This is a genomic window from Pigmentiphaga aceris (assembly GCF_008119665.1).
Taxonomy (GTDB): domain Bacteria; phylum Pseudomonadota; class Gammaproteobacteria; order Burkholderiales; family Burkholderiaceae_B; genus Pigmentiphaga; species Pigmentiphaga aceris.
Genome location: NZ_CP043046.1, coordinates 3501826 through 3522821, shown reverse-complemented (window position 1 = coordinate 3522821; position 20996 = coordinate 3501826). Strand labels below are relative to the sequence as shown.

17 protein-coding genes are annotated in these 20996 nt (G+C 61.0%); 9 read left to right on the top strand and 8 right to left on the bottom strand.

What is annotated here, in order from left to right; translation table 11 throughout:
• Positions 1 to 43: 43 nt before the first annotated feature.
• Entirely contained in the window at positions 44 to 1654 is a 1611-nt protein-coding gene (locus FXN63_RS15265) for an ABC transporter substrate-binding protein (protein ID WP_187394908.1), read from the bottom strand.
• Between the two features lie 186 nt (positions 1655 to 1840).
• On the opposite strand from FXN63_RS15265, the gene FXN63_RS15260 reads away from it, so the two are divergent.
• On the top strand, positions 1841 to 2737 hold the full coding sequence (locus FXN63_RS15260; RefSeq protein WP_148816091.1) for a LysR substrate-binding domain-containing protein: 897 nt from the start codon (positions 1841 to 1843) through the stop codon (positions 2735 to 2737).
• A gap of 124 nt (positions 2738 to 2861) precedes the next feature.
• Here the strand turns inward: FXN63_RS15260 and FXN63_RS15255 are convergent, their stop codons facing one another.
• From FXN63_RS15255 to argA, 5 genes are all read right to left on the bottom strand, one after another.
• Positions 2862 to 3245: a nuclear transport factor 2 family protein gene (locus FXN63_RS15255; RefSeq protein WP_246164833.1), complete on the bottom strand. Its 384-nt coding sequence runs from the start codon at positions 3243 to 3245 to the stop codon at positions 2862 to 2864.
• A gap of 153 nt (positions 3246 to 3398) precedes the next feature.
• Positions 3399 to 3671 (bottom strand): oxidative damage protection protein, encoded by a 273-nt coding sequence (locus tag FXN63_RS15250; protein WP_148816089.1) that lies wholly within the window; start codon positions 3669 to 3671, stop codon positions 3399 to 3401.
• A gap of 214 nt (positions 3672 to 3885) precedes the next feature.
• Positions 3886 to 4668 carry a 3-hydroxybutyrate dehydrogenase gene (locus tag FXN63_RS15245; RefSeq protein WP_148816088.1) on the bottom strand — a complete coding sequence of 261 codons (783 nt, stop codon included), beginning with the start codon at positions 4666 to 4668 and terminating at the stop codon, positions 3886 to 3888.
• A 108-nt stretch (positions 4669 to 4776) separates the two neighbouring features.
• Complete coding sequence (locus FXN63_RS15240) at positions 4777 to 5919, bottom strand: DUF3734 domain-containing protein (RefSeq protein ID WP_425468732.1); 1143 nt, start codon at positions 5917 to 5919, stop codon at positions 4777 to 4779.
• A gap of 340 nt (positions 5920 to 6259) precedes the next feature.
• Positions 6260 to 7615, bottom strand: a complete 1356-nt coding sequence (gene argA, locus FXN63_RS15235) for an amino-acid N-acetyltransferase (protein ID WP_148816087.1) — start codon at positions 7613 to 7615, stop codon at positions 6260 to 6262.
• Between the two features lie 314 nt (positions 7616 to 7929).
• Here argA and FXN63_RS26715 point away from each other — a divergent pair, with 314 nt between their 5' ends.
• From FXN63_RS26715 to hrpA, 3 genes are all read left to right on the top strand, one after another.
• Entirely contained in the window at positions 7930 to 8385 is a 456-nt protein-coding gene (locus tag FXN63_RS26715; RefSeq protein ID WP_187394907.1) for a type III secretion system chaperone, read from the top strand.
• Between the two features lie 10 nt (positions 8386 to 8395).
• Entirely contained in the window at positions 8396 to 10294 is a 1899-nt protein-coding gene (locus tag FXN63_RS15225) for a hypothetical protein (RefSeq protein WP_148816085.1), read from the top strand.
• A 78-nt stretch (positions 10295 to 10372) separates the two neighbouring features.
• Entirely contained in the window at positions 10373 to 14632 is a 4260-nt protein-coding gene (gene hrpA, locus FXN63_RS15220; protein ID WP_148816084.1) for an ATP-dependent RNA helicase HrpA, read from the top strand.
• A gap of 127 nt (positions 14633 to 14759) precedes the next feature.
• Here hrpA and FXN63_RS15215 read toward each other — a convergent pair whose 3' ends face one another.
• Positions 14760 to 15152, bottom strand: coding sequence for a thioredoxin family protein (locus FXN63_RS15215; protein WP_425468609.1), 393 nt, complete (start codon positions 15150 to 15152; stop codon positions 14760 to 14762).
• A gap of 144 nt (positions 15153 to 15296) precedes the next feature.
• On the opposite strand from FXN63_RS15215, the gene FXN63_RS15210 reads away from it, so the two are divergent.
• Positions 15297 to 16094, top strand: coding sequence for an EI24 domain-containing protein (locus FXN63_RS15210; RefSeq protein ID WP_148816083.1), 798 nt, complete (start codon positions 15297 to 15299; stop codon positions 16092 to 16094).
• Positions 16091 to 16909 (top strand): competence/damage-inducible protein A, encoded by an 819-nt coding sequence (locus FXN63_RS15205; RefSeq protein WP_148816082.1) that lies wholly within the window; start codon positions 16091 to 16093, stop codon positions 16907 to 16909. The genes FXN63_RS15210 and FXN63_RS15205 overlap by 4 nt, the downstream gene beginning before the upstream one ends.
• 184 nt (positions 16910 to 17093) lie before the next feature.
• Here the strand turns inward: FXN63_RS15205 and phaP are convergent, their stop codons facing one another.
• Complete coding sequence (gene phaP / locus FXN63_RS15200) at positions 17094 to 17699, bottom strand: TIGR01841 family phasin (RefSeq protein WP_148816081.1); 606 nt, start codon at positions 17697 to 17699, stop codon at positions 17094 to 17096.
• Between the two features lie 518 nt (positions 17700 to 18217).
• Between phaP and FXN63_RS15195 the strand changes: the two genes are divergently transcribed.
• The 3 genes from FXN63_RS15195 to pbpG all read left to right on the top strand — a co-directional run bounded on the left by FXN63_RS15195 (position 18218) and on the right by pbpG (position 20920).
• Positions 18218 to 19117: a DMT family transporter gene (locus FXN63_RS15195; protein ID WP_246164831.1), complete on the top strand. Its 900-nt coding sequence runs from the start codon at positions 18218 to 18220 to the stop codon at positions 19115 to 19117.
• Between the two features lie 44 nt (positions 19118 to 19161).
• Positions 19162 to 19662 carry an acyl-CoA thioesterase gene (locus FXN63_RS15190; protein WP_148816080.1) on the top strand — a complete coding sequence of 167 codons (501 nt, stop codon included), beginning with the start codon at positions 19162 to 19164 and terminating at the stop codon, positions 19660 to 19662.
• 142 nt (positions 19663 to 19804) lie between these two features.
• Positions 19805 to 20920 carry a D-alanyl-D-alanine endopeptidase gene (pbpG, locus tag FXN63_RS15185; RefSeq protein ID WP_148816079.1) on the top strand — a complete coding sequence of 372 codons (1116 nt, stop codon included), beginning with the start codon at positions 19805 to 19807 and terminating at the stop codon, positions 20918 to 20920.
• Positions 20921 to 20996 lie beyond the last annotated feature (76 nt).

Genomic DNA, 20996 nt, shown 5'->3' with positions numbered 1-20996 from the left:
ACCGGCCCCACGACTGGGGTCTTGGGGCCGGTCGGGGTGCGAATCAGCTGTCGATCCAGAGGTCGCCCCACGACTCGCCGGTGTAGTTGGCGGCGTTGGAGTGGTTGTGCACCTTCTTGCTGGCAACCGTGGTGGAACGGTTGACCACCAGTGGCAACAGGGGCACGTCGGTGTTGGCGATCCGGGCGAACTCGTGGGCCAGGGCTTTGCGCTTCTCGTAGTTCACTTCGCGCGCCAGGTGTGTCACCACCTCGTCCAGCTTGGGGTTGGAATAACGGCTGTTGTTGCGGAAAGCCGCGCCCTTGATGATCCCGTCGGTGGTGTAGAGCATGGTCACTTCGGGTACCAGTTCAAGCGGCGTGCCATTGTTGGTCAGACCGATGTCGAAGTCGTAATCGGTGAACAGCAGCTTCAGCGAGGTGGCACGGTCCGGGGTGATCAGGTCGACCTTCACGCCGATGTCCGTCAGCGCCTGCTTGATGTAGTTGCCGGTCTTCACGTTCTCTTCGAACCAGGCCGGTGCCAGCACCTTCACCGTGAAACGGGAACCGTTCTTCACCGGATAACCCGCTTCATCCAGCAGCTTCTTGGCCTTTTCCGGGTCGAAGGGGTAGGTGGGAATATCGGCGTTGAAGAACAGTTCGTTTGACGGGCGCACGGGACCAATGCCGGGTTCCGCGTACTTGAAGTAAACCGTGTCGGCAATGAACTTGCGGTTGATGGCTTGCAGCAATGCCCGGCGAACCTCGACCTTGCTGGTGACTTCGTTCTTGGTGTTGAAGTGCAGGTAGGTCTGCCAGGTAGCGTTCTGATAGCCGCCGGTTTCCGCCACGAACTTGCCGGTTTTCACAAGGCGCTCGATTTCCGGCGGCGGGAAGGGGTTGAATACCGCCAGGTGCAGCTCGCCTGCTTCGAACGCGGCAGAACGCGACGCCGGGTCACGCCACCAGCGGATGATCAGGCGGTCCAGGTAGGGCTGGCCCGGTGCCCAATAGGCGTCATTGCGCACCAGTTCCACATGGCTGCCGCGCACCCATTCCTTGTATTTGTAGGGGCCGGTGCCCACGGGCGAATTGTTCGCCGCATTGGTGGCGATGTCGCCTTTTTCGTAAATATGCTTGGGAATCACCAAGCCGCCGACGCCAGCCAGAATCGACTTGAACGCGAATTCCGAAATGGTCTGGGTAAAGCGCAGCACCACCGTGTGTTCGTCCGTGGCTTCCGCTGCATTCAGGCCCGCCAGCGGCACACCGACGGAAATCGGTTTCCAGTACTGCAATACCGTGAATACCAAGTCTGCAGACGTGAATGGCTGGCCGTCATGCCATTTCACGCCTTTGCGCAGTTTCACCGTATAGCTCAGGAAATCTTTTGCTGGCTCGACGCTTTCTGCCAGCACCGGGTGGAATTTCAAATCCGTACCGAGTTTGAGCAGGCGCTCGTAAAACTTGGTGGAGGTGAAAAACGGGCTGTTGCCACCACCCGCCGGCACGAAGAGGGCTTGCGGTTCCAGGCCGCCCCAGGTCGCCACCAGTGTGCCACCACGCTTGGGCGTGGCGCTGGCGTCGGCTGCATAAGACAGGGCAGGTGCGCTGGACAGCGCAGCACCGCTGGCAGATGCCAGCAAGAATTGACGGCGGGATAAATCGGACATGATGGCGGCTGCTTACTGATTCAAGAAGGTTGAGAAAATCTTGAATAAATCTTAGGTTCGCCGCCGCGCGCTCAACAAATACCGATTTCTAATTTCTATATGGTTTCATAAGTCTTTGTTTTGTATTTGTTTATATGAAAATATAAACCTGCGAATTCGCGCTCGGAATATAGATAAATTCAATTGATGAAAAATATCGAACAGTTGGTACAAGACCCACCCTTGCGTGCAGTGCGCACTTTCGAAGCATTCGCGCGGCTTGGAACTGCTGCCGCTGCCGCGCGAGAATTGGCAATTACGCCGTCGGCCGTCAGCCACCAGTTAAGCCTGCTGGAATCCCATGTGCACACGCCGCTTACTGTGCGCAGCGGCCGCAATCTGGCGCTGACTGCAGAAGGGCGTGAATACTATCGGTCGATCCGCTCGGCGTTTTCCGTACTGCGCGCGGCCACGGCGCAAGTGCGTGATCGCCATGCGGCGCGCCAAGTAACGATCAGTGTCATTCCGCTGTTTGCAATGGGGTGGCTGATCCCGCATCTGCACGAATTCCTGTCCGAGTCCGCAGACCTGGACGTGAACATGCTTTATGCGAATCACCGCAGCTATCCAAGCGATGCGGCCGATTTGTCTGTGCGTTTCGGCGACGGCCAATGGCAGGGATATCGAAGCACGCGCGTGATGTCCGGGGCGATGGTCGCGGTGGCCAGCAGGGAATACCTGACGCGACGCGGGCCGATCACATCGGCCAATGATCTGCTGCAAGAAACCTTGCTGCACGACGAGGACCGCGCCACCTGGGGCGACTGGTTTGCGCGGGCAGGCGTGCGCAATGTGTCAGCGGCCTTGCCGGGCTTGCTGTTGGAAGATGGACAACTGACCTTGTCGGCCACCTTGGCCGGGCTGGGATGTTCGCTGATGCGAGAACCGCTGATCACGCGTGAATTGCGCGAGGGCGCATTGGTGAAGCTGTTCGATGCAACGCTGGACGATGGGCGCGATTACTACCTGTGCCATCGCGCCGACGTCGAGTTGACGGCTGGGGCACTTGCGCTGAAGCAGTGGTTGCTGACGCGCCTGGTCTGACAGGTAATCGCGCTGACGCTATCTTTTCAGAAATCACCGCCATGCATCACGGCGGTGGATCGCAATCTGCCAGCGGGCCAGGCAATCAGGTTGACTGGGCACCTTGCCGGCACCTATCAACACATCAAAGACTTTCAGCCAACAGACGCCGTTCGCTCAGCTTGAACCAGGCCTTGGCAATTTTCCCGTGTTCGACTTCGTAGATGCAGACCACATCGATTTCGCCTTTTCCTTCCGGAAAAGTGCGCGTCACGGTCTCGTGATCGATCACCATGTTGCCGACGACGATGCGTGTCAGCAGCTTCCCATGCAGGTCGGGTTCTTTGAAGCGTTCGATGTGACGTTCGCGAATCTCTGCGGCGCTGCTCGCCAGCAGGGTGGACGGGAACGCGTAGTACTGGCAATCATCGGCCCACCACGGCATGAATGCGTCGATGTCGCGCGCGTTGTAGGCGGCGAGCTGCATTTGAACCGGGAATTCGATATTGCTTTGAACTTCATTGCTCAACGGGAACATCCTCGATAAACCGCATGCTTGCTTGAACGCATTTGCTTGAACACATCAGCTTGATGACCAAGCGATATTCACCGCCATGCATGACGGCGGTGAATCGCAAGCTGCACAAGCTGGGCTAGCAACTACAGGACGCTAAACCGGACATCAAGCCGACGGCGGCACGTAGCCTTGGGCTTCGATGGTGCCGTCTTCGAACAGGAAGTGTTCCATCTGCTGCGCCAGGTATTTGCGGGCGCGGCTGTCAGCCAGGTTCAGGCGGTTTTCGTTGACCAGACGGGTCTGGATGCCAAGCCACTCGGCCCAGGCTTCCTTCGACACGCTTTGCCAGATCTTGGTACCCAGCGGACCGGGATAGGGCGGGAAGTCGAGGCCTTCGGCTTCGCGCTTGAGTTTGACGCATTGAACGGTGCGGGCCATGAAAGCTCCTGTTTTCTTCGGTGCGGCATTGTATCGAAGGCAGGCCGCCACACCGGGAGAAGGGCGACGCGGGGCAGGGGAATAGTGCCCACACGTTGTTGCTTGGCCCCTGAATGTGCACACGGCCCTTACACCCGTATCGCAAGGGTAAGGGCCGTGCCAACGCCGAACAGTCCGTTGAGCCCCTGCAAGCGGCTCAGACGAAGTCGTTCGCTTATTCCATGAACCAGCCGTGGCTGACCACCAGCGACTGGCCGGTCAACGCATTGGTCGGGAACGCGGCAAACATCAGCGCGACTTGCGCCACGTCTGCCGTGGTGGTGAATTCGCCATCCACTGTGTCTTTCAGCATGACTTTTTTGATCACGTCTTCTTCCGAGATTCCCAATGTCTTGGCCTGCTCGGGAATCTGCTTTTCCACCAGGGCAGTGCGCACAAAGCCCGGGCAGATGACGTTGGCGCGCACGCCGTGCTTGGCACCTTCCTTGGCCACCGTCTTGCACAGGCCGATCAGGCCATGCTTGGCGGTCACATAGGGGGCCTTCAGTACCGAGGCCAGCTTGGAGTGCACCGAACCCATGTAGATCACGCTGCCGCCACGGCCTTGCGCGTACATGTGCTTCAGGCAGGCGCGGGTGGTCAGGAATGCGCCGTCCAGGTGGATGGCCAGCATTTTTTTCCAGTCGGCGTAGCTGAATTCGTCTACCGGCTGCACGATCTGAATGCCTGCATTGCTGACCAGGATGTCGATGCCACCGAACACCTTCACGGCTTCGGCTACCGAGGCGTCAACCTGGGCTTCGTCGGTCACGTCTACCGCAACGCCGATTGCCTGACCGCCGCTTGCCACGATTTCGGCTGCGGTGGCGTCGGCGGCTTGCTTGTTCAGGTCGGCGATCACGACCTTGGCGCCTTCACGGGCGTACAAGACCGCGATTTCCTTGCCGATGCCGGCTGCCGATCCGGTGACGAATGCGACTTTGTCCTTGAGTTGCATGGTGCCTTCCTTCCTTTGCTGGTCGAGATTTGGAGACGACCTGGGGTCCACGCGGACGCCAGGATGAAACTTGGGAATTCGCTTGGTTGTCTGGCTTGGTTGCCTGAATTAACTGCCTGGATGGGTCACCCGAATATGGCCAGGTTCGGCCAGATCGAAGGTGGTGACTCCGCCTGCCTGGGCATCGGCGCGCAGCCACTCCGGGTGCTCGAAGGTCGTGCGCATGTCGCGCAGCCCGGCTTCCCAGTGTTCATGCACGGCAATGCGCGAGAACTCGTAGTCCTTCGCATCCACCTCAAAAGGCTTGTTGCGGTAGATCAGGTGAACGATGTCGATGGGCTCGTGCTTCATGTGGGTGCACAAGTCGGCCAGGGCAGGTTCCTGTCGCAGATGCGGGGGCAGGCGATCCAGCAGTTCAGCCAGGGCCTGCTGCAGGTTCACGTTGGCCGCCAGCACATCGGTGTTCATGCGCGTTCGGCTGGAGTACTGAATGTCCTTTTGCCGCGCGGCCACTTCGGCCAGGGTTTGCGGCATGGGTCCGCGCGCACTGAACAAGTCCAGTTGCAACACCAACAGCGGTTCAGTGCGGGGATGTTCATCCAGCACGTATTGCAGCGGCGTGTTCGACACGATGCCGCCATCCCAGTAGTCATCGCCGTCGATATGCACGGGTGGGAAGCCGGGCGGCAGGGCACCGCTTGCCATGATGTGTTCAGGGCCGATCTTCTGACGGGTGTTGTCGAAGTAGACCGAGTTGCCGGTTCGCACATTGACCGCGCCTACCGACAAGCGCATTTCCTGGCTGTTGATACGGTCGAAGTCCACCAGGCGTTCCAAGGTGGATTTCAAGGGCGAGGTGTCGTAGTAGCTCAGCAGCGGGGCGTTCCCACCCAGCAGCAAGGCAGGCGACATGCGTGGCGTGAAGAAGCCGGGAATGCCCATGACAATGCTGGCGGCGGCGCTCCATTGATTGAGCAGTGCACGCGGCCCGGCTGCGTGCGGCAAGGACTGTCCGGGGCCGGACGACACCAGTTCCCAGAATTCGCGCAGCTTGGCCACCCGATGTTCCGGTGCGTTGCCGACAATCAAGGCCGCATTGATCGCGCCAATCGATACACCTGCCACCCAGGCCGCCTGTTCGGGCCGTTCGGCCAGCACTTCAAACACACCCGCCTGATAGGCACCCAGCGCACCGCCACCTTGCAGTACCAAGGCCCGTCTGGCACGGCGCATATCGACGTGATAGGGCATGCGGGGGGCGTTGGCGGCGGCGGTAGACGGGGGCGCTACGGGGGCAGGAACTGCGGCATGGGCAGAGGCGCTGCGTGCGGAGGTGCTGGCTTCCGATTGCCCCTTTTCTGACTTGGTTCCTGCGGACTTCTTTGCTGCTGACTTGCTTGGAACGGACCCTGACGTCATGTTGGGAAATCCTGAGCAGTTAACGCGAAACAAGCACTTTGAAACCGTGGTTATCCGTGAACCGAATCAGCCAGCAATCTGCGGATTCGATGCGGCCAGCGGAAAGAGGCAAAAACAAACGCTATTGCCATACCGAGGCAATGGGCATCTGCCTCGGTATGTCCTTACCGCCTTAAATCTTCTTGATGAAAATCAGGCTGTTGCGATTGCGGTCGTAGCTGGCCTGACGTTCGCGCGGCAGGTCTTCCAGACGCGCCGGCACAAAGCCACGTTTGACGAACCAGTGTGCGGTACGCGTGGTCAACACGAACAGACGGGAAATGCCTTGTGCACGGGCACGCGATTCCATGTGGCGCAGCAGCTTGTCGGCTTCGCCACCGCCTTGCCATTCCGGGTTCACCGTCAGGCAGGCCATTTCGGCCATGCTGTCGTCTGCATAGGGGTAAAGCGCCGCGCAGCCGAAGATCACACCGTCGTGCTCGGCCACCGAGAAGCGTTCGATATCGCGCTCGATGCGGCCGCGCCCACGTTTGACCAGCGTGCCATCGGCTTCCAGCGGTTCGATCAGCTGCACGATTGCGCCCACGTCTTCGATGGTGGCCGGTCGAAGGTCGTCCAGCATTTCCTCGACCACCATGGTGCCCACGCCATCGTGGGTGAAGACTTCCAGCAGCACGCCGCCGTCGAGCGAGAAGGGCACCAGGTGCGCGCGCGCCACACCCAGCTTCACCGCACGCGAAGCATGGCGCAGGTAGAACGCCGTGTCGTCGTCAAGCTGGCCGGCAGCCAACAGCGCGTCGGCGTCATAGCGGGCGATTTCCGTGTCGATATTGCCATCGGCATCGCGCACGCCCGGGGTTTCGGTCACGAAAATCAGTTTTTCGGCCTTCAGTGCCACGGCAGCAGCGGTGGCCATTTCTTCCATCGCCAGATTGAAGGCTTCGCCCGTCGGCGAAAAGCCCAGCGGCGACAGCAGCACGACCGAGCCGTGTTCAGTGGCAAAGCGCAGCGCATCGGCGTCGATCTTGCGCACCTGGCCGGTGTGGCGGTAGTCCACGCCATCGATGATGCCCACCGGGCGGGCAGTCACGAAGTTGCCCGACACCACGCGGATATGCGAACCCTGCATCGGCGTGTTGGGCAAGCCCTGGCTGAACGCCGCTTCGATATCCAGTCGGATTTCGCCGGCGGCTTCCTTCGCACATTCCAGGGCGGGCGCATCGGTGATGCGCAGGCCACGGTCGAACTGGGCCGGAATACCCTTGATGCGCAGCTGGTCATTGACCTGCGGGCGCGAGCCGTGCACCAGCACCAGCCGCACGCCCAGCGCGTTCAACAGCGATAAGTCTTGCACCAGCGCATTCAGCGCGCCGGCTTGTACCAGTTCCCCGCCAAACGCAACCACGAAGGTCTTGCCCCGGAACGCATGTACATAAGGTGCCACATCTCGAAACCATCGGACGAACTGCGCCCGGCTGGAGTCGATTGGATCGATGGCGGCGGCGGTCTGGGATTCCTGGTCGGGCATGGTGGCTGTGTAGCGTCCTGAGTAAGGACCGGGCGGATGCCGGTCTGGGCGTCGATGTCGACGAAAAAATGAAACGCGAAAAATCAACCGAAATTATAGGGGTCGTACCTGACGACACCATGGCTACACGACCGTATCGGCATCAAATTTGTATGCAGTTGCGGCGATGTGCCGGCCCGTGGAACCATTTCACGTGGCTTGTTACTACCTTGGCAGCTTGCTTGTCTGGGCGTGACACCTACAGCCGGTACCAACAGCGGCGCTTCACTGCCACGCCTTCTTGTCCCCGATTCCCGTATTTTTTGAGAACACTCATGAACTTTGCACAACTGCTGACCGCGCTGAGCATGGAAACCCACCTGGACCTCCAAGCTGCCGTGGCCGCTGGCGGCTGCACGATCAAGTTCGACCAGAATGTGGAACTGTCTATCGAGTCGGAAGCAGATACCGGGCTGGTGCAGTTATATGTGGTTGTGGCCGAGCCGCCAGCCATCAATCGCGAAACCTTCTTTGCCGCCTTGCTGCAATTGCACCTGTTCGGGGTGGCCACGGGTGGCGGGGTGTTCGGTTTCGATCCGCAACTGGGGCGCGTGCTGTTCTTCAAGACCCTGGACCTGGCCTTGCTGGACGAAGCTGCTGCCCTGAAGCAGCTGGAAGTCTTCGTGAACCAGGCCGAACACTGGCGCGCCCGCCTGCTTGATGTGACGTCGAATTTGGCACCTGCCGTCGTGGAGCAGGCACCCGGCACCTTCCCGATGCACCGCGCTTAAAGGCCCCACCATGGTTACCCTGAGCACTGTCGGTGCCGGTATCAGCATTGGCCTGCAGACCCTGGCCGCTGCAGCCCTGAACAAGTTTGACACGCTCAATTCCATCGCCAATTTTGTCAGCGGTGGCAGCATCAACCGAGACAAACTGGCCGAACGCATTCTGCACAAGGTCGTTGATCTTGGCGTTGCGGAAGGCATCAGTGCAAAGGCACTGGGCGAGCGCAGTGCCGAACTGATTCCGATGGTGCGTGACGCCGCGATTGCCAATGATATGGGCCGCATGAAAGCGGCCGTGGCCGACCTTGCCAGCGAGGGGCTGAGCAAGGTGATGGACAAGAACACCGGCGGTCTGGGCGGTATCGTCAAAGGCCATATCGATGCCACTGTGCGGTCGGCGGCATCTAGCTTTGCGGAAGGGGTAGTGGGCGACCATGCAGCCGAAAAAGTGGTCGCAACCATGGTCAAAGAGCACGGCTGGGAGCCGCTCGACAAGAAGATGAAAGAGGCAATCGGCACCGGGTTCATGCGCGATTTTGCTTGCCGTCAGATCAAGAACATCATCCAGCGCGCGATTGTCGACAAGCCCGAATACGACCAGCGGGCTGATCCTCAGTACAAGGCTGTGGCGGGGCTGGCGCATCAGTTTCTCACCGGCGAGAAGAACTATGGCAAGCCGCTGACTGAATATGCGACGACGATGGCCAGCAGAGCAGCATCCAGTGCCATCGATAGTGTGGTGTCCACCGCGACGGCGGTTGCCAGCAGCGTGGTGTCGACCGCTACGGCAGTCGTGGAAAGTGCTGTGTCGAGCGCCGCGCTGGCTGTCGACGGTCTGCAGGAAACATTGGGCAGTGAGCCGCAGCCAATTGACGGGCGCTCGGCGTTTTCCGATGCGGTGATCGACACGCCGCCACCAGTCGTCACCGAAACCACCACGCCACGTGACTTGGCACAGGCTCTGGTTCTTGAGTCCATTCGTGAGCAACGGGCACCGGATGCTGCCGGTGGTGACGCGCCGCCGACGGTAGCCGAACGCCTGGAAACCGCCACATTGACGCCGGAAAAACGTGCCGAGCTGGAAGCGGTCGCCGACCAGGTTTCCCCCGAACAGCTTGCGCCGCTGGGTGCGCGCAGTCACATTGAGGTGGCGCAGACCTGGAGCGGCTCCTTGGCCAGCGTGCAAGCGCATAGTTATCTGATCACCGATACGTCAGAGCAAAGCGCCCAAGCCACCATTGCCGGATTGGAACGTGCCCCCACGGGCACCACGGACCGTGGTGGATACCGTGTAGCCACGGCATTCGGATCGCAGGTCAAGGACTTGGCGCTTGAGTTGCCTGCAAGCTCAGTCACCTATGGCGGGGCAGCTTTTGAAGGCGGTCGTGCCTTGATGAATACCGGGTGGGCCATGCTGGGCTACAGCACTGGCCCCGATCACGCAGAATTGTCCATTCTGAATCAGGTTTACAACTGCTGTGGCAAGGACGCCGCCGTCATGGGCGAAGCCACGCGCTACCTCGACCCGGCCGTGGCACGCGATGCGCTGGTGATGCCCACCATGCGCAGCCTGGGGGCGGGTGGCGGCGAGGTCTTGCTGGGCGATACCCGCGTGCAGCTCGAACGCGGCGAACCCGAGATCAGTTTCCAGATGGCGTCACAGGAAGGCACGGGCTTCGTGGCGGTCACGATCACCGCGCAGTGGAATGTGACGGGCTTTGGCAAGGTTGGCGACGCTGAATTGCGCACCCCAGTGGGCGACGCAGGGTCCAGCATGTCGGCCGCTGCCACGGTTCACATCCACCCGGGTGTGGATGGCGGGCCACCGCGCACCGAGTTCTTCCCGCTGGGTGTGGTCACCGACATCAGCAACACCATGACGTTTGATCGCGCGACCGGGGGGACTGTCTGAGCGGCATTGTCTGAGGCACTACCGTCTGGATCAGGCATCGGTCGCTATAATCCAGGGCTAACTGGATAATCCACATCGATGCCTGATACTGACCGCCGTCCGGCAGCACGCGGCGGCGCGCCCCGAGCCTCCGACGCCACTGACGCTTCCTCCCAGAAATCCCTGGCCGAGCAACTGACGCAATTGCGAAAAGGCGTCAGCCTTGCTCCATCCGCGTCGCCTGCGCAGCCGACGAGCAAAGCTGGCGACCGTTCTGCAAGTGAACGGCCCGCAGTTGAACGCCGTTCTGATGACCGCCCCCGTGGTGAACGTCCGTCCCGCGAAGCACGGCCGCCGCGCGCGCCGAAGTCTGTCGGCCAAGCTGGCGGGTCGGCAGAGCAGGGCGATGCAGGTCAAGGCTTGACCACGCGTCCCGCGCGACAACAGGGGCCGCGAGGCGAGCGTGGTGAGCGGACGGAAAGAACCGAGCGACCAGAGCGCACCCCACGGACAACGCCGGCCGATCGTACAGATCGCGCCGAACGCCCGCTTCGCCCAATTCCGGAAGTCACGTATCCCGAAGACCTGCCGGTCAGCTCGCGTCGCGAGGAAATCGCGCGCGCGATACAGAACCATCAGGTGGTGATCGTCAGCGGCGAAACCGGCTCGGGCAAGACCACGCAGCTGCCCAAGATCTGTCTGGAACTTGGTCGCGGCCGCAGCGGCATGATCGGCCACACGCAGCCGCGCCGTCTGGCTGCTACTTCGGTCGCCAAACGCATTGCCGAAGAATTGAAGACCCCGATGGGTGAGGTGGTCGGCTACCAGGTGCGTTTCAACGAACGCGTCGGGCCGACGGCCTCGGTCAAGCTGATGACCGATGGCATTTTGCTGGCGGAGTCGCAGCGCGATCCGCTGCTGCGCCGCTACGACACCATCATCATCGACGAGGCACACGAGCGCAGTCTGAACATCGATTTTCTGCTGGGCTACCTGAAGCAGCTGCTGCCGCGTCGTCGCGACCTGAAGCTGATCATTACCTCGGCCACCATCGATGCCACGCGTTTTGCCACGCACTTCGGTGCCGACGAGGCGCATCCTGCTCCGGTGATCGAAGTCTCTGGCCGCACATATCCGGTCGAGGTACGTTACCGCCCAGTGGATACGCGCGACCTGCAATCGGAAGACGAGAACAGCAACCGCCCGCCGCCCAAGCGTGCCGACCGCGAAAACCTGTCGCGTGACGAAGCGCGCGATTTGATGGACGCCTTGGTCGATGCCGTCAGCGAATGCGCGCGCAGCGGCCCGGGTGACGTGCTGGTGTTCCTGCCCGGGGAACGCGAAATTCGTGACGCCGCCGAAGCCTTGCGCAAGCATCATCCGCCGGGCACGGAAATTCTGCCCTTGTTCGCGCGCCTGTCGGCGGCCGAGCAAGAGCGCGTGTTCCACCCGAAGGGCAACAGCCGGCGTGTGGTGCTGGCCACCAACGTGGCCGAAACCTCGCTGACGGTCCCTGGTATTCGCTTTGTGGTGGACACCGGCCTGGCGCGGGTGAAGCGTTATTCCTGGCGCAACAAGGTCGAACAACTGCGGGTCGAACCGATCAGCCAGGCGTCTGCCAACCAGCGCGCCGGCCGATGCGGTCGCCTGGGGCCGGGCATCTGTATTCGCCTCTATGACGAGGAAGGGTTCGGCCTGCGTCCGCCGTTCACCGACCCGGAAATTCTGCGCTCGTCACTGGCCAGCGTGATTCTGCGCATGAAGTCGCTGAAGCTCGACGATATCGAGAGCTTCCCCTTCGTCGAAGTCCCGCCCGGCCGTGCCATTGCCGATGGCTATCACCTGCTGCAAGAACTGGGTGCCATCGACGACGACAATCGCATCACGCCTACCGGCACCGAGCTGGCTCGCCTGCCGGTTGACCCGCGTATCGGTCGCATGATCCTGGCGGCCCGTCAGCAGGGCTGCTTGGCGGAAATGCTGATCATCGCGTCGGCCCTGTCGGTGCAAGACGTGCGCGACCGGCCGCTGGAAGCGCAAGAGGCTGCAGATGCTGCGCACGCCAAGTTTGTCGATGAACGTTCCGAGTTCCTGTCCTTCCTGAAAATCTGGACCTGGTACGAAGATCAGGTTCAGCACAAGGCCTCCCAGCGCAAGCTGGTGGAACAGGTGCGTCAGCAATTCCTGTCGCCCAATCGCCTGCGTGAATGGCGCGACGTGCAAAGCCAGCTGGCCGCCGTGGTGGGAGAACAAGGCTGGCATCTGAACCAGTCGCCTGCGACCGTCGAGCAGATCCACATGGCCTTGCTGACCGGTTTGCTGGGCAACATCGGCTTCAAGGGCGAGGAAGAGGCGGGCTACCTGGGTGCGCGTGGCATTCGTTTCCACATTCATCCGGGGTCCAAGCTGGCGAAGAAGGCGGGCCGTTGGGTGGTGGCTGCCGAACTGGTGGAAACCACGCGGCTGTATGCCCGCACCATTGCCAAGATCGATCCGGTATGGATCGAGCGTGCAGGCGAACATCTGCTGCGCAAGAATTGGTCGGAACCGCACTGGGAAAAGAAAGCCGGGCGCGTGGTGGCAAGCGAACGGGCGGTGTTGTATGGCCTGACCATCTACACCGGTCGGCGCGTGGACTTCGCCCAGATCAACCCGAAGCTTGCGCGTGAGATTTTCATCCGCGAAGCGTTGGTGGCGGGCGAGATCGAGCCACGTCCGAATGGCGGGTTGCCCTTCCTGGCGCACAACCGCAAGCTGATCGCGGATATCGAGAAGCTGGAACACAAGTCGCGTCGCCCCGACATTCTGGTGGACGAGACGCTGATCCACGCGTTCTACGACGGCCAGATTCCGGCAGACATTTGCGCCCTGGACCCGTTCGAGAAGTGGTATCGATCCGAGGCGCGCACCGCGCCGCGTTTCCTGTACCTGTCACGCGACGAACTGATGCGCCACGAGGCGGCAGGCGTCACGACCGAGGTCTTCCCGAAGAAGCTCACGCTGCACGGCGTGGAAATGGCGCTGGATTATCACTTTGAACCTGGTTCGCCGCGCGATGGCGTGACCATGTCGGTGCCGCTGTTCACCTTGAACCAGATTGACCCGTCGCGCACCGAATGGCTGGTACCGGGCATGCTGAAAGACAAGGTGCATTTGCTGCTGAAGTCCTTGCCGCAGAAGCTGCGTCGGCATCTGGTGCCACTGCCCGAGTATGCGGCCGGCTTCTACGACCGCTGGTTCGAGGGGGCACTGAACCCTGCGAAGGGCCTGATCGACACCGTGATCGCTGACGTGCGCGCACAGACGCAGGTGGCGCTGGCACCGGGCGACTTCAAGCAGGAAACCTTGCCCGCGCACCTGACCATGAACTTCCGGGTGGTCGATGAGCACGGTCGCATGTTGGCCATGAGCCGGAATCTGGCGCAATTGAAGGCCGAGCACGGCAAGGCTGCACAGGTAACCTTCCAGCAAGTGGCCTCACGCGACAAGGAAGTGGCGCAGGCGCTGGCGCATGAAAACCTGACGGACTGGACCTTCGGTGAATTGCCCGAGCTGCTGGAAATTCGCCGTGGCGGCATGTCGGTGATCGGGTATCCGGCACTGATCGACCGGGGCGACCACTGCGACTTGGACGTGTTCGATGACCCGGCCGAAGCTACGCGCCGCCATCGTGCGGGCTTGTTGCGGCTGTTCCGCCTGCAGTTGAAGGAACAGGTCAAGTTCCTGGAAAAGAACCTGAACGGCATGACGCAGATGAGCATGCTGTTCATGCCACTGGGCACGCAGGAAATGCTGCGTGATCAGATCATCGACGCCGCGCTTGCCCAAGCTTGCCTGATGGAACCCTGGCCAGACAACGCCGAGAAGTTTGCCGAGCGCAAGCTGGCGGGCAAGGGCAGGCTGGGCCTGCTGGCGCAAGAGGTCGCACGCCTGACGCTGACGATTCTGACTGAGTGGAACGCCTTGCAGCGCAAGCTGCCGCAGGCCAAGCCGCACGCGGCCACCTACGCCGACATTCAGCAGCAAGTCAGTGCGCTGGTCACCAAGACTTTCCTGCGTGATACGCCGGGCACGCAGTTGGCGCATTTCCCGCGTTATCTGAAGGCCGCGGTGGCGCGTATCGACAAGCTGCGCACCGACCCGGCGCGCGATGCGCGTCTGCTGGCAGACCTGACGCCCTTGCAGGTTCAGTTCCAGCGCGCGCTGGTGGCGCGTAAGGGCGTCGAGGACGAACGCCTGACGGAATTCCGCTGGCTGCTGGAAGAACTGCGCGTGGCCTTGTTTGCGCAAGAGTTGCGCACGCCGTCGCCGGTATCGGTCAAGCGTTTGCAGAAGGCCTGGGAGGCGCTTCAGCGCTGAAAGGGAAGGCCCCCACGCTTGCCGCCTTCGGGCGGCCGGGCGGCGGGCCGAGTCCTGTCAAGGCGGCAGCGTGCACTGGCCGTTCGGCGCGGTACGCCGGTCGTGTCCGCGCCCGACAGCCAGTCCTTCAAGCCGTGAGCGCCGCCCGGACATCCGGTGCCGGCGCACCGATGGCCTCGGCGTCTACGCCGAAGCTATCCAGCAGGCGTTCCAGGTGGCCGATGTGCGGCAGCATGGTGCCGTAGAACAGGATGTCGGGGCCGCGCTGAATCAATAGCGTCGGGAAGTTCTCGACATCGTGGTCGTCCAGCAAGTCAGGAAAATCTTCGATGTCGATCCACACAAAGGCATCGTCCGGCCGCTTGGCGGCCAGTGCCTCGAAGGGCGGAAGATAGTCCCGGCAGGTGCCGCACCACTCGGCGCACAGACAGGCAACCAGGGTGCGGGACGGATCGTGCAGCAACGTCTTCAGGCGGGCAGCATCGCGATCAGGGAAGAGAACAAGTGCAGGTGGATTCAACCGGTTTCCAGTACGTAACGTAATCAAGTCTCAACCAAGCCGGAATCGAGGCGGGATCGACTTATTATGCCTATTGCGCACGCGCGGCGCAGCGAACTGCCTTCGCCACGCGCCGCGCTGCTTTTTCATCTTCTGGAACCATCGATGAATACTGTGTTGCCACCGATTGCGCCTTCCAAGAAATCAGCGGGCATGTGGGGGGTCGGCCGGGCCGCCGGGCGTGCCATCGTGTCCCAATTCCACCCCAAGATGTTGATGGCATTGCTGCTGCCACTGGCCGTTGCGCTGGTGGCTGCGGTCGTGCTGGTCTTGCTGTTCTGGACACCGCTTACTGCCTGGTTGCAAGAAAGCCTGTCTACCCTGGGGGTGGTTACCTGGGCAGACGAAACCATGGCGCAGGTCGGCTTCGGGTCGATGATGGTGGTGCTCAAGCTGTGGATCGTACCGCTGGCCGCCACACTGATCTTGTTGCCCTTGTCGGGCATTCTAGGCTTGGCTGTTGCAGCAGTGGTGGTCATGCCGCTGGTGCTTCGTCACATCGGCGAGCGTGACTACCCGGATGTCGGCCGCCGTGGTGGCAATGGCTTTGTGGGTGGCTTGTGGAACGCCGTGTGGGTCACCACCTTGTTTGTCATTGGCTGGCTGCTGACGCTGCCGCTGTGGCTGTTCCCGCCGTTTGCGGTACTGCTGCCGATTTTCTGGTGGTCGTTTGCCTTCAGCCGTATGCTGCGTGTCGACGCGCTGGCCGAACATGCCACGCCCGCTGAACGTGAAGTGCTTTACGCCCGCCACAACGTCGGATTCTGGGCGCTTGGCGGCATCTGCGCGCTGATCAACCTGTTTCCCCCTGCCTGGTTTTTGTTGCCGGTCCTGTCGGCACTGATGTTTTCGCATTTTGGAATGGAGGCACTGCGCCGACTGCGCAGCGAGACCCAACTATGAGTGAACTGAACGGCCGCACTGCGGCAACCCGCCGTATTGGCCTCATCATCGTCGGCGACGAGATCCTGTCGGGTCGTCGCAAAGACGCGCATTTCCCCAAGATCGTCGAGATGCTCGGCGTGCGTGGCCTGAAGCTGGATTGGGTCGAGATCCACGGTGATGACCGCGAGGCGTTGGTGGAAGCCTACCGCCGCAGCTTTGCGCGCGGCGACATCGTGATTTCCTGCGGCGGCATTGGTGCCACGCCGGACGACCATACCCGTCAAGCAGTTGCCGCTGCATTGGGCGTGCCCTTGGCATTGCACCCAGAAGCCGAAGCGCTGATCACCGAGCGCTGTGTGGAAATGGCTGCGCAAGGCAAGGGCAGTGCCGACATGAGCACGCCAGAAAACCAGCTGCGCCTGAAAATGGGCGAATTCCCGGCAGGCTGTGAAATCGTCCCGAATCCGTACAACCGCATTCCTGGCTTCTTTGTGCAGGATCACACCTTTGTGCCGGGCTTCCCGGTGATGGCGTGGCCGATGCTGGAATGGACGCTGGATACGCGCTACGCAGCACTGCACCACGCTGTTGCGCACATCGAACATTCCTTCCTGGTGTTCAACCTGCCTGAATCCCGCATCATCGACGCCATGGAAACGGTTGAGCGTCAGTGGCCTGGTGTGAAAGCCTTCAGCCTGCCCAGCGTGGGCGGCGGCGGGCAGGGCCCGCATATCGAACTGGGCGTGAAGGGCGAGCCCGATGCGGCTGCGCTGGCTTTGCGCTTCATTCGTGATGAGGCTCAACGACTTGGCGGTACCTTCCAGGCAGCGTGATCTGCGTCATGCATTGCCCCTGTGATGGGGCGTGCATGACAAGCAGACTTTCCAAGCCTCGAAAAGCAAAAAGCCGGTTCCGCAACGCGGTAACCGGCTTTTTTAACAAGGCCCCTTCGCAGGGGCCTTGTGCGTTCCTGGTCGTTCTGTTGCCTGATTCAAGCGTGCAAATCAGGCCGTTCGATCAAGCACTTGCTGCAGGCGTGGCAGCGGCAGCGCGACGAGCAGCGCGTGCGGTGTTGGCACGAACGGTTTCGTTGGCAGCGTCAGCGGCTTCGAAGGTTGCGTTGGTCGCGGCAGTGATGTTCGACTCGGCAACTTCAGCGGCTTGGCGAGCAGCCTTGTTCAGGGTGTCGTAGGCCGAGCTGGCGTTGGCCAGGGTGCTGCGCAGCAGGGCAACGGCGCTTTCCGAACCAGCCGGTGCGTTCTTGGCCAGTTGTTCCAGTGCTTCGGTGATCTGTTGTTGGTGCTCGGCGATCTGTGCTTCGGACAGACGGGCGATTTCGGCTTGCACGCCGGCGATGATGTCATACACGTGCTTGCCGTATGCCACGACCTTGTCGGTGCTGGGCTGGGCGATCGACGCGGTGTAAGCCAGTGCCTGTTGCGGGTCTTTCAGTGCCAGGATTTCCTGGGCGCGCGAGGAGGCTTCATCCAGCGTTGCACGGGCAACCTTGACGTTCAGGTCGATCAGCTTTTCGAAAGCCGAAAACGCGCTGGACTGGAATGCCAGCACAGCTTCGACGTTGGACTTGTGGCTGGCAAAGGCGCGTTCGGGGATTGCGGACATATAAATCTCCTGGGTCGGTACGGAAAATGGATAAGGGACTGGTGCCAATTACCCACCGGGCCGGAACGGGTCGCTTCTGTCGTGCGACTCTGTCAGCAACCGTTCCATGTTGCGGTGCATCATTTGATTATAGGGACGCATTCCTGAGAGTCAATAGTGAAGCGACAAAAGGTTGTTCTTTCTGTGCACTCACCGTCAACATCGCGGCTTTCCTGGCGAAACGCGTGATCTATCAGCACATGAGCCTTGTGCTTTATGGACTTTAAGACATTCAGTCTGATAAAGGGTGCCCAGCATTCGTTAAGTTTTTATTGCAGATGCACACGAATTTTCGATACTCGCAAAAAGTGAAAATCCCCATATTTGATGTTCTCAGGTGCTAACTGCTGAACCGTTGCTTTGCATTTTCGCTTGCATGCGAGAACAATGAATCATGATTTCCCGAGGCGTATTCAAACGCCCTGATTTGCCCACACCCACTGCTGTCTCCACAGCCAGTCACCCAAGCCGGTCTCATCTTGTCATTCCCGCCTGTTTCCATCAGACCGCTGATCGCGCCGTTCTTTGTATTGCTCTGGAGCACCGGTTTCGTCGTTGCCCGCTATGCCATGCCGTACTCCGAGCCCGCTACGTTCACCGCGTTGCGATTCTTCGGCGTGCTGGTCGTCATGGTGCCGTTGGCGTTGCTGGCCAGGATTTCCTGGCCGACGCCTCGCCAGCGTTTTCATATCGCTGTCTCGGGCGTGCTGTTTCAGGCGGTCTATCTTTATTGTCTGTGGAAGGCCATCCGCTTGGGCATGGGCGCGGGCCTGGTGGCGCTGATTGTCGGTCTTCAGCCCGTGCTGACTGCCGTGGCTGCGTCTTTGCTGGGCGAGCGCACCACACTCAGGCAGTGGCTGGGCTTGGGCGTAGGCTTTGCAGGCGTTTCCCTGGTGGTGTGGGATCGCATGCACCTGGATGGCGTGCCGCTGGTCGGGCTGGGGCTGTGCGCGGTGTCGTTGGTTGCCATCACGACCGGCACGCTTTATCAAAAGCGCTTCTGTCCCAAGTTCGACTTGCGGGCAGGCAGCGTGCTGCAGTTTTCAGCCAGCCTGCTGGTCGTGCTGCCCATCGCCTTGTTGTCTGAAACCCGCCAGATATCCTGGAACCTGCCCATGAGCGGCGCGCTGGTGTGGTCGATACTGGTCTTGTCAATCGGGGCGACTTCGCTGCTGTTCGTGTTGCTGCGACAGGGTGGGGCCACCCAGGTCAGCAGTCTGATGTATCTGACGCCTGCCACGACTGCCATCCTGGCCTGGCTGCTGTTCGATGAGCCGCTGACCCCGTTGATGGTGACTGGCATGATCATCACCGCATTAGGGGTTGCCTCGGTGGCAGGGCGGCCGCCCGTGGCGGCAGCTGCAAGCCCGGCCCCCTGAAGAATCCGCTTCTATCTATTGTTCAAACTCCACTGCCAGCATTCATGACGACCTCCGCACCCCAGTCTGTTTCTTCTGCCCAAACCGCGGTTCAGCCCCAACGCCCGCAGCCCCTGCCGCGCAGTGCCTTTGCCCATTTCTCGCCCATTGTGACCCGTTGGGCGGACAATGATGTCTATGGGCACGTCAACAACGTGGCGTATTACGGTTACTTTGACAGCGCGCTCAACGCTTACCTGATTTCCGCAGGCGCACTCGACATCCACGGCGGGCAGACGATCGGCCTGGTGGTCGAATCGACGTGCCGCTTCTTCGCACCGGTGGCGTACCCGGACGCGCTCAGTGTCGGGCTGCGTACGACATCCGTAGGTCGATCCAGCGTGCGTTATGAGCTTGGCGTGTTTCGTGATGGCGACGAGTTAAGCGCCGCACATGGCCACGTCATTCATGTCTACGTCGACCGTGACACGCGCCGACCCGTTGCCTTGCCCGACGCGCTGCGCAGCGCGACAGAGGCGGTGTATCGACAAGCCGACGCGGGGTGATCTGCATGGGCAGACTGAAGCGCGCTGTATTGTTTAAGCCACGACCTTAAAAAAAGCCGCTAAGTGCCTAATTTCACAAACAATTTTTGATTTAACTCTGATAGCATCCCGTCTGGGCAGAATAGTTTTCGGAGAATGATCCATGGTGCGTAGCTGGAAGCAGACAGTGTTGGTATCCGTGTTGTCTGTGCTGCCGCTTGTTTTCACGTCTGCGGGTCACGCGGCTGAACCTGCGAAGCCTCGAAAACCTGCCACCGCGCCCGCCAAGCCTGCCCGGGCTGCCGCACAGAAGCCGGTAGCGCGAACGGTGGTCAAACAGGCTCCCGCCCGAACCCAGGCTGCTGCCAAGCCTGCCGCCCGCATCCGAACCGTCATCAAGCCCAATGAAGACGCCGGTGACCGCCGAGCGCGCATGGCCGCTGCCGTCGCCAACGCCAATGCCCGTCAAGGTTCTTCGGTTCAGCGCGCATCGTTTGCCCCGTCGCCGCATGCCCTGGCCCAGGCCGGTCTGCCGCCGTCGCTGGCATCTGCCACGGTGCTGGTGCAAGACATCCACTCGCAAGACATTCTGGTTGCCAAGAACGAACACGTGATCGTGCCGATCGCGTCGATCACCAAGCTGATGACCGCACTGGTCGTGGTTGATGCCAACCAGGCCTTGAACGAAGTCATCGAGATCACCCACGAAGACATCGACACGGAAAAGAACACGCACTCGCGCCTGTCGGTCGGCACCAAGCTGATCCGAAGCGAATTGCTGCAGCTGGCGCTGATGTCTTCCGAGAACCGCGCTGCGCACGCGCTGGGCCGCAATTATCCGGGTGGCCTGACTGGTTTCGTGCAGGCCATGAATGCCAAAGCGCAGCTGCTTGGCATGCATGACACCCGCTACATCGAGCCTACCGGTCTGTCGAGCCGCAATGTGTCCAGCCCGACCGATCTGGTCCGCCTGATGCAGACCGCTGCGCTGCGTCCGCTGATTCGCCAATACACGACTTCGACCGAAATGGCCGTCACCGTGAACAACCGGGTCCAGCAATTCCGCAATACCAATGCCCTGGTCAAGAACCCCAGCTGGGACATCAGCGTATCCAAGACCGGCTTCATCAATGAAGCGGGTCGTTGCCTGGTCATGCTGACCAGCATCGAAGGCCGCGACTTGGCCATCGTGCTGCTGGATTCCGCTGGCACCATGACCCGTACTGCCGATGCCGTGCGCATTCGTCAGTGGGTGGAACGCGAGATCCGCACCTTGTAAACCAAGGTTTGCGCTGCTGGGTACAGATAAGCCTCCGTCATCGGGGGCTTATTTTTTGCCGTTGTTTTTTGCCGTT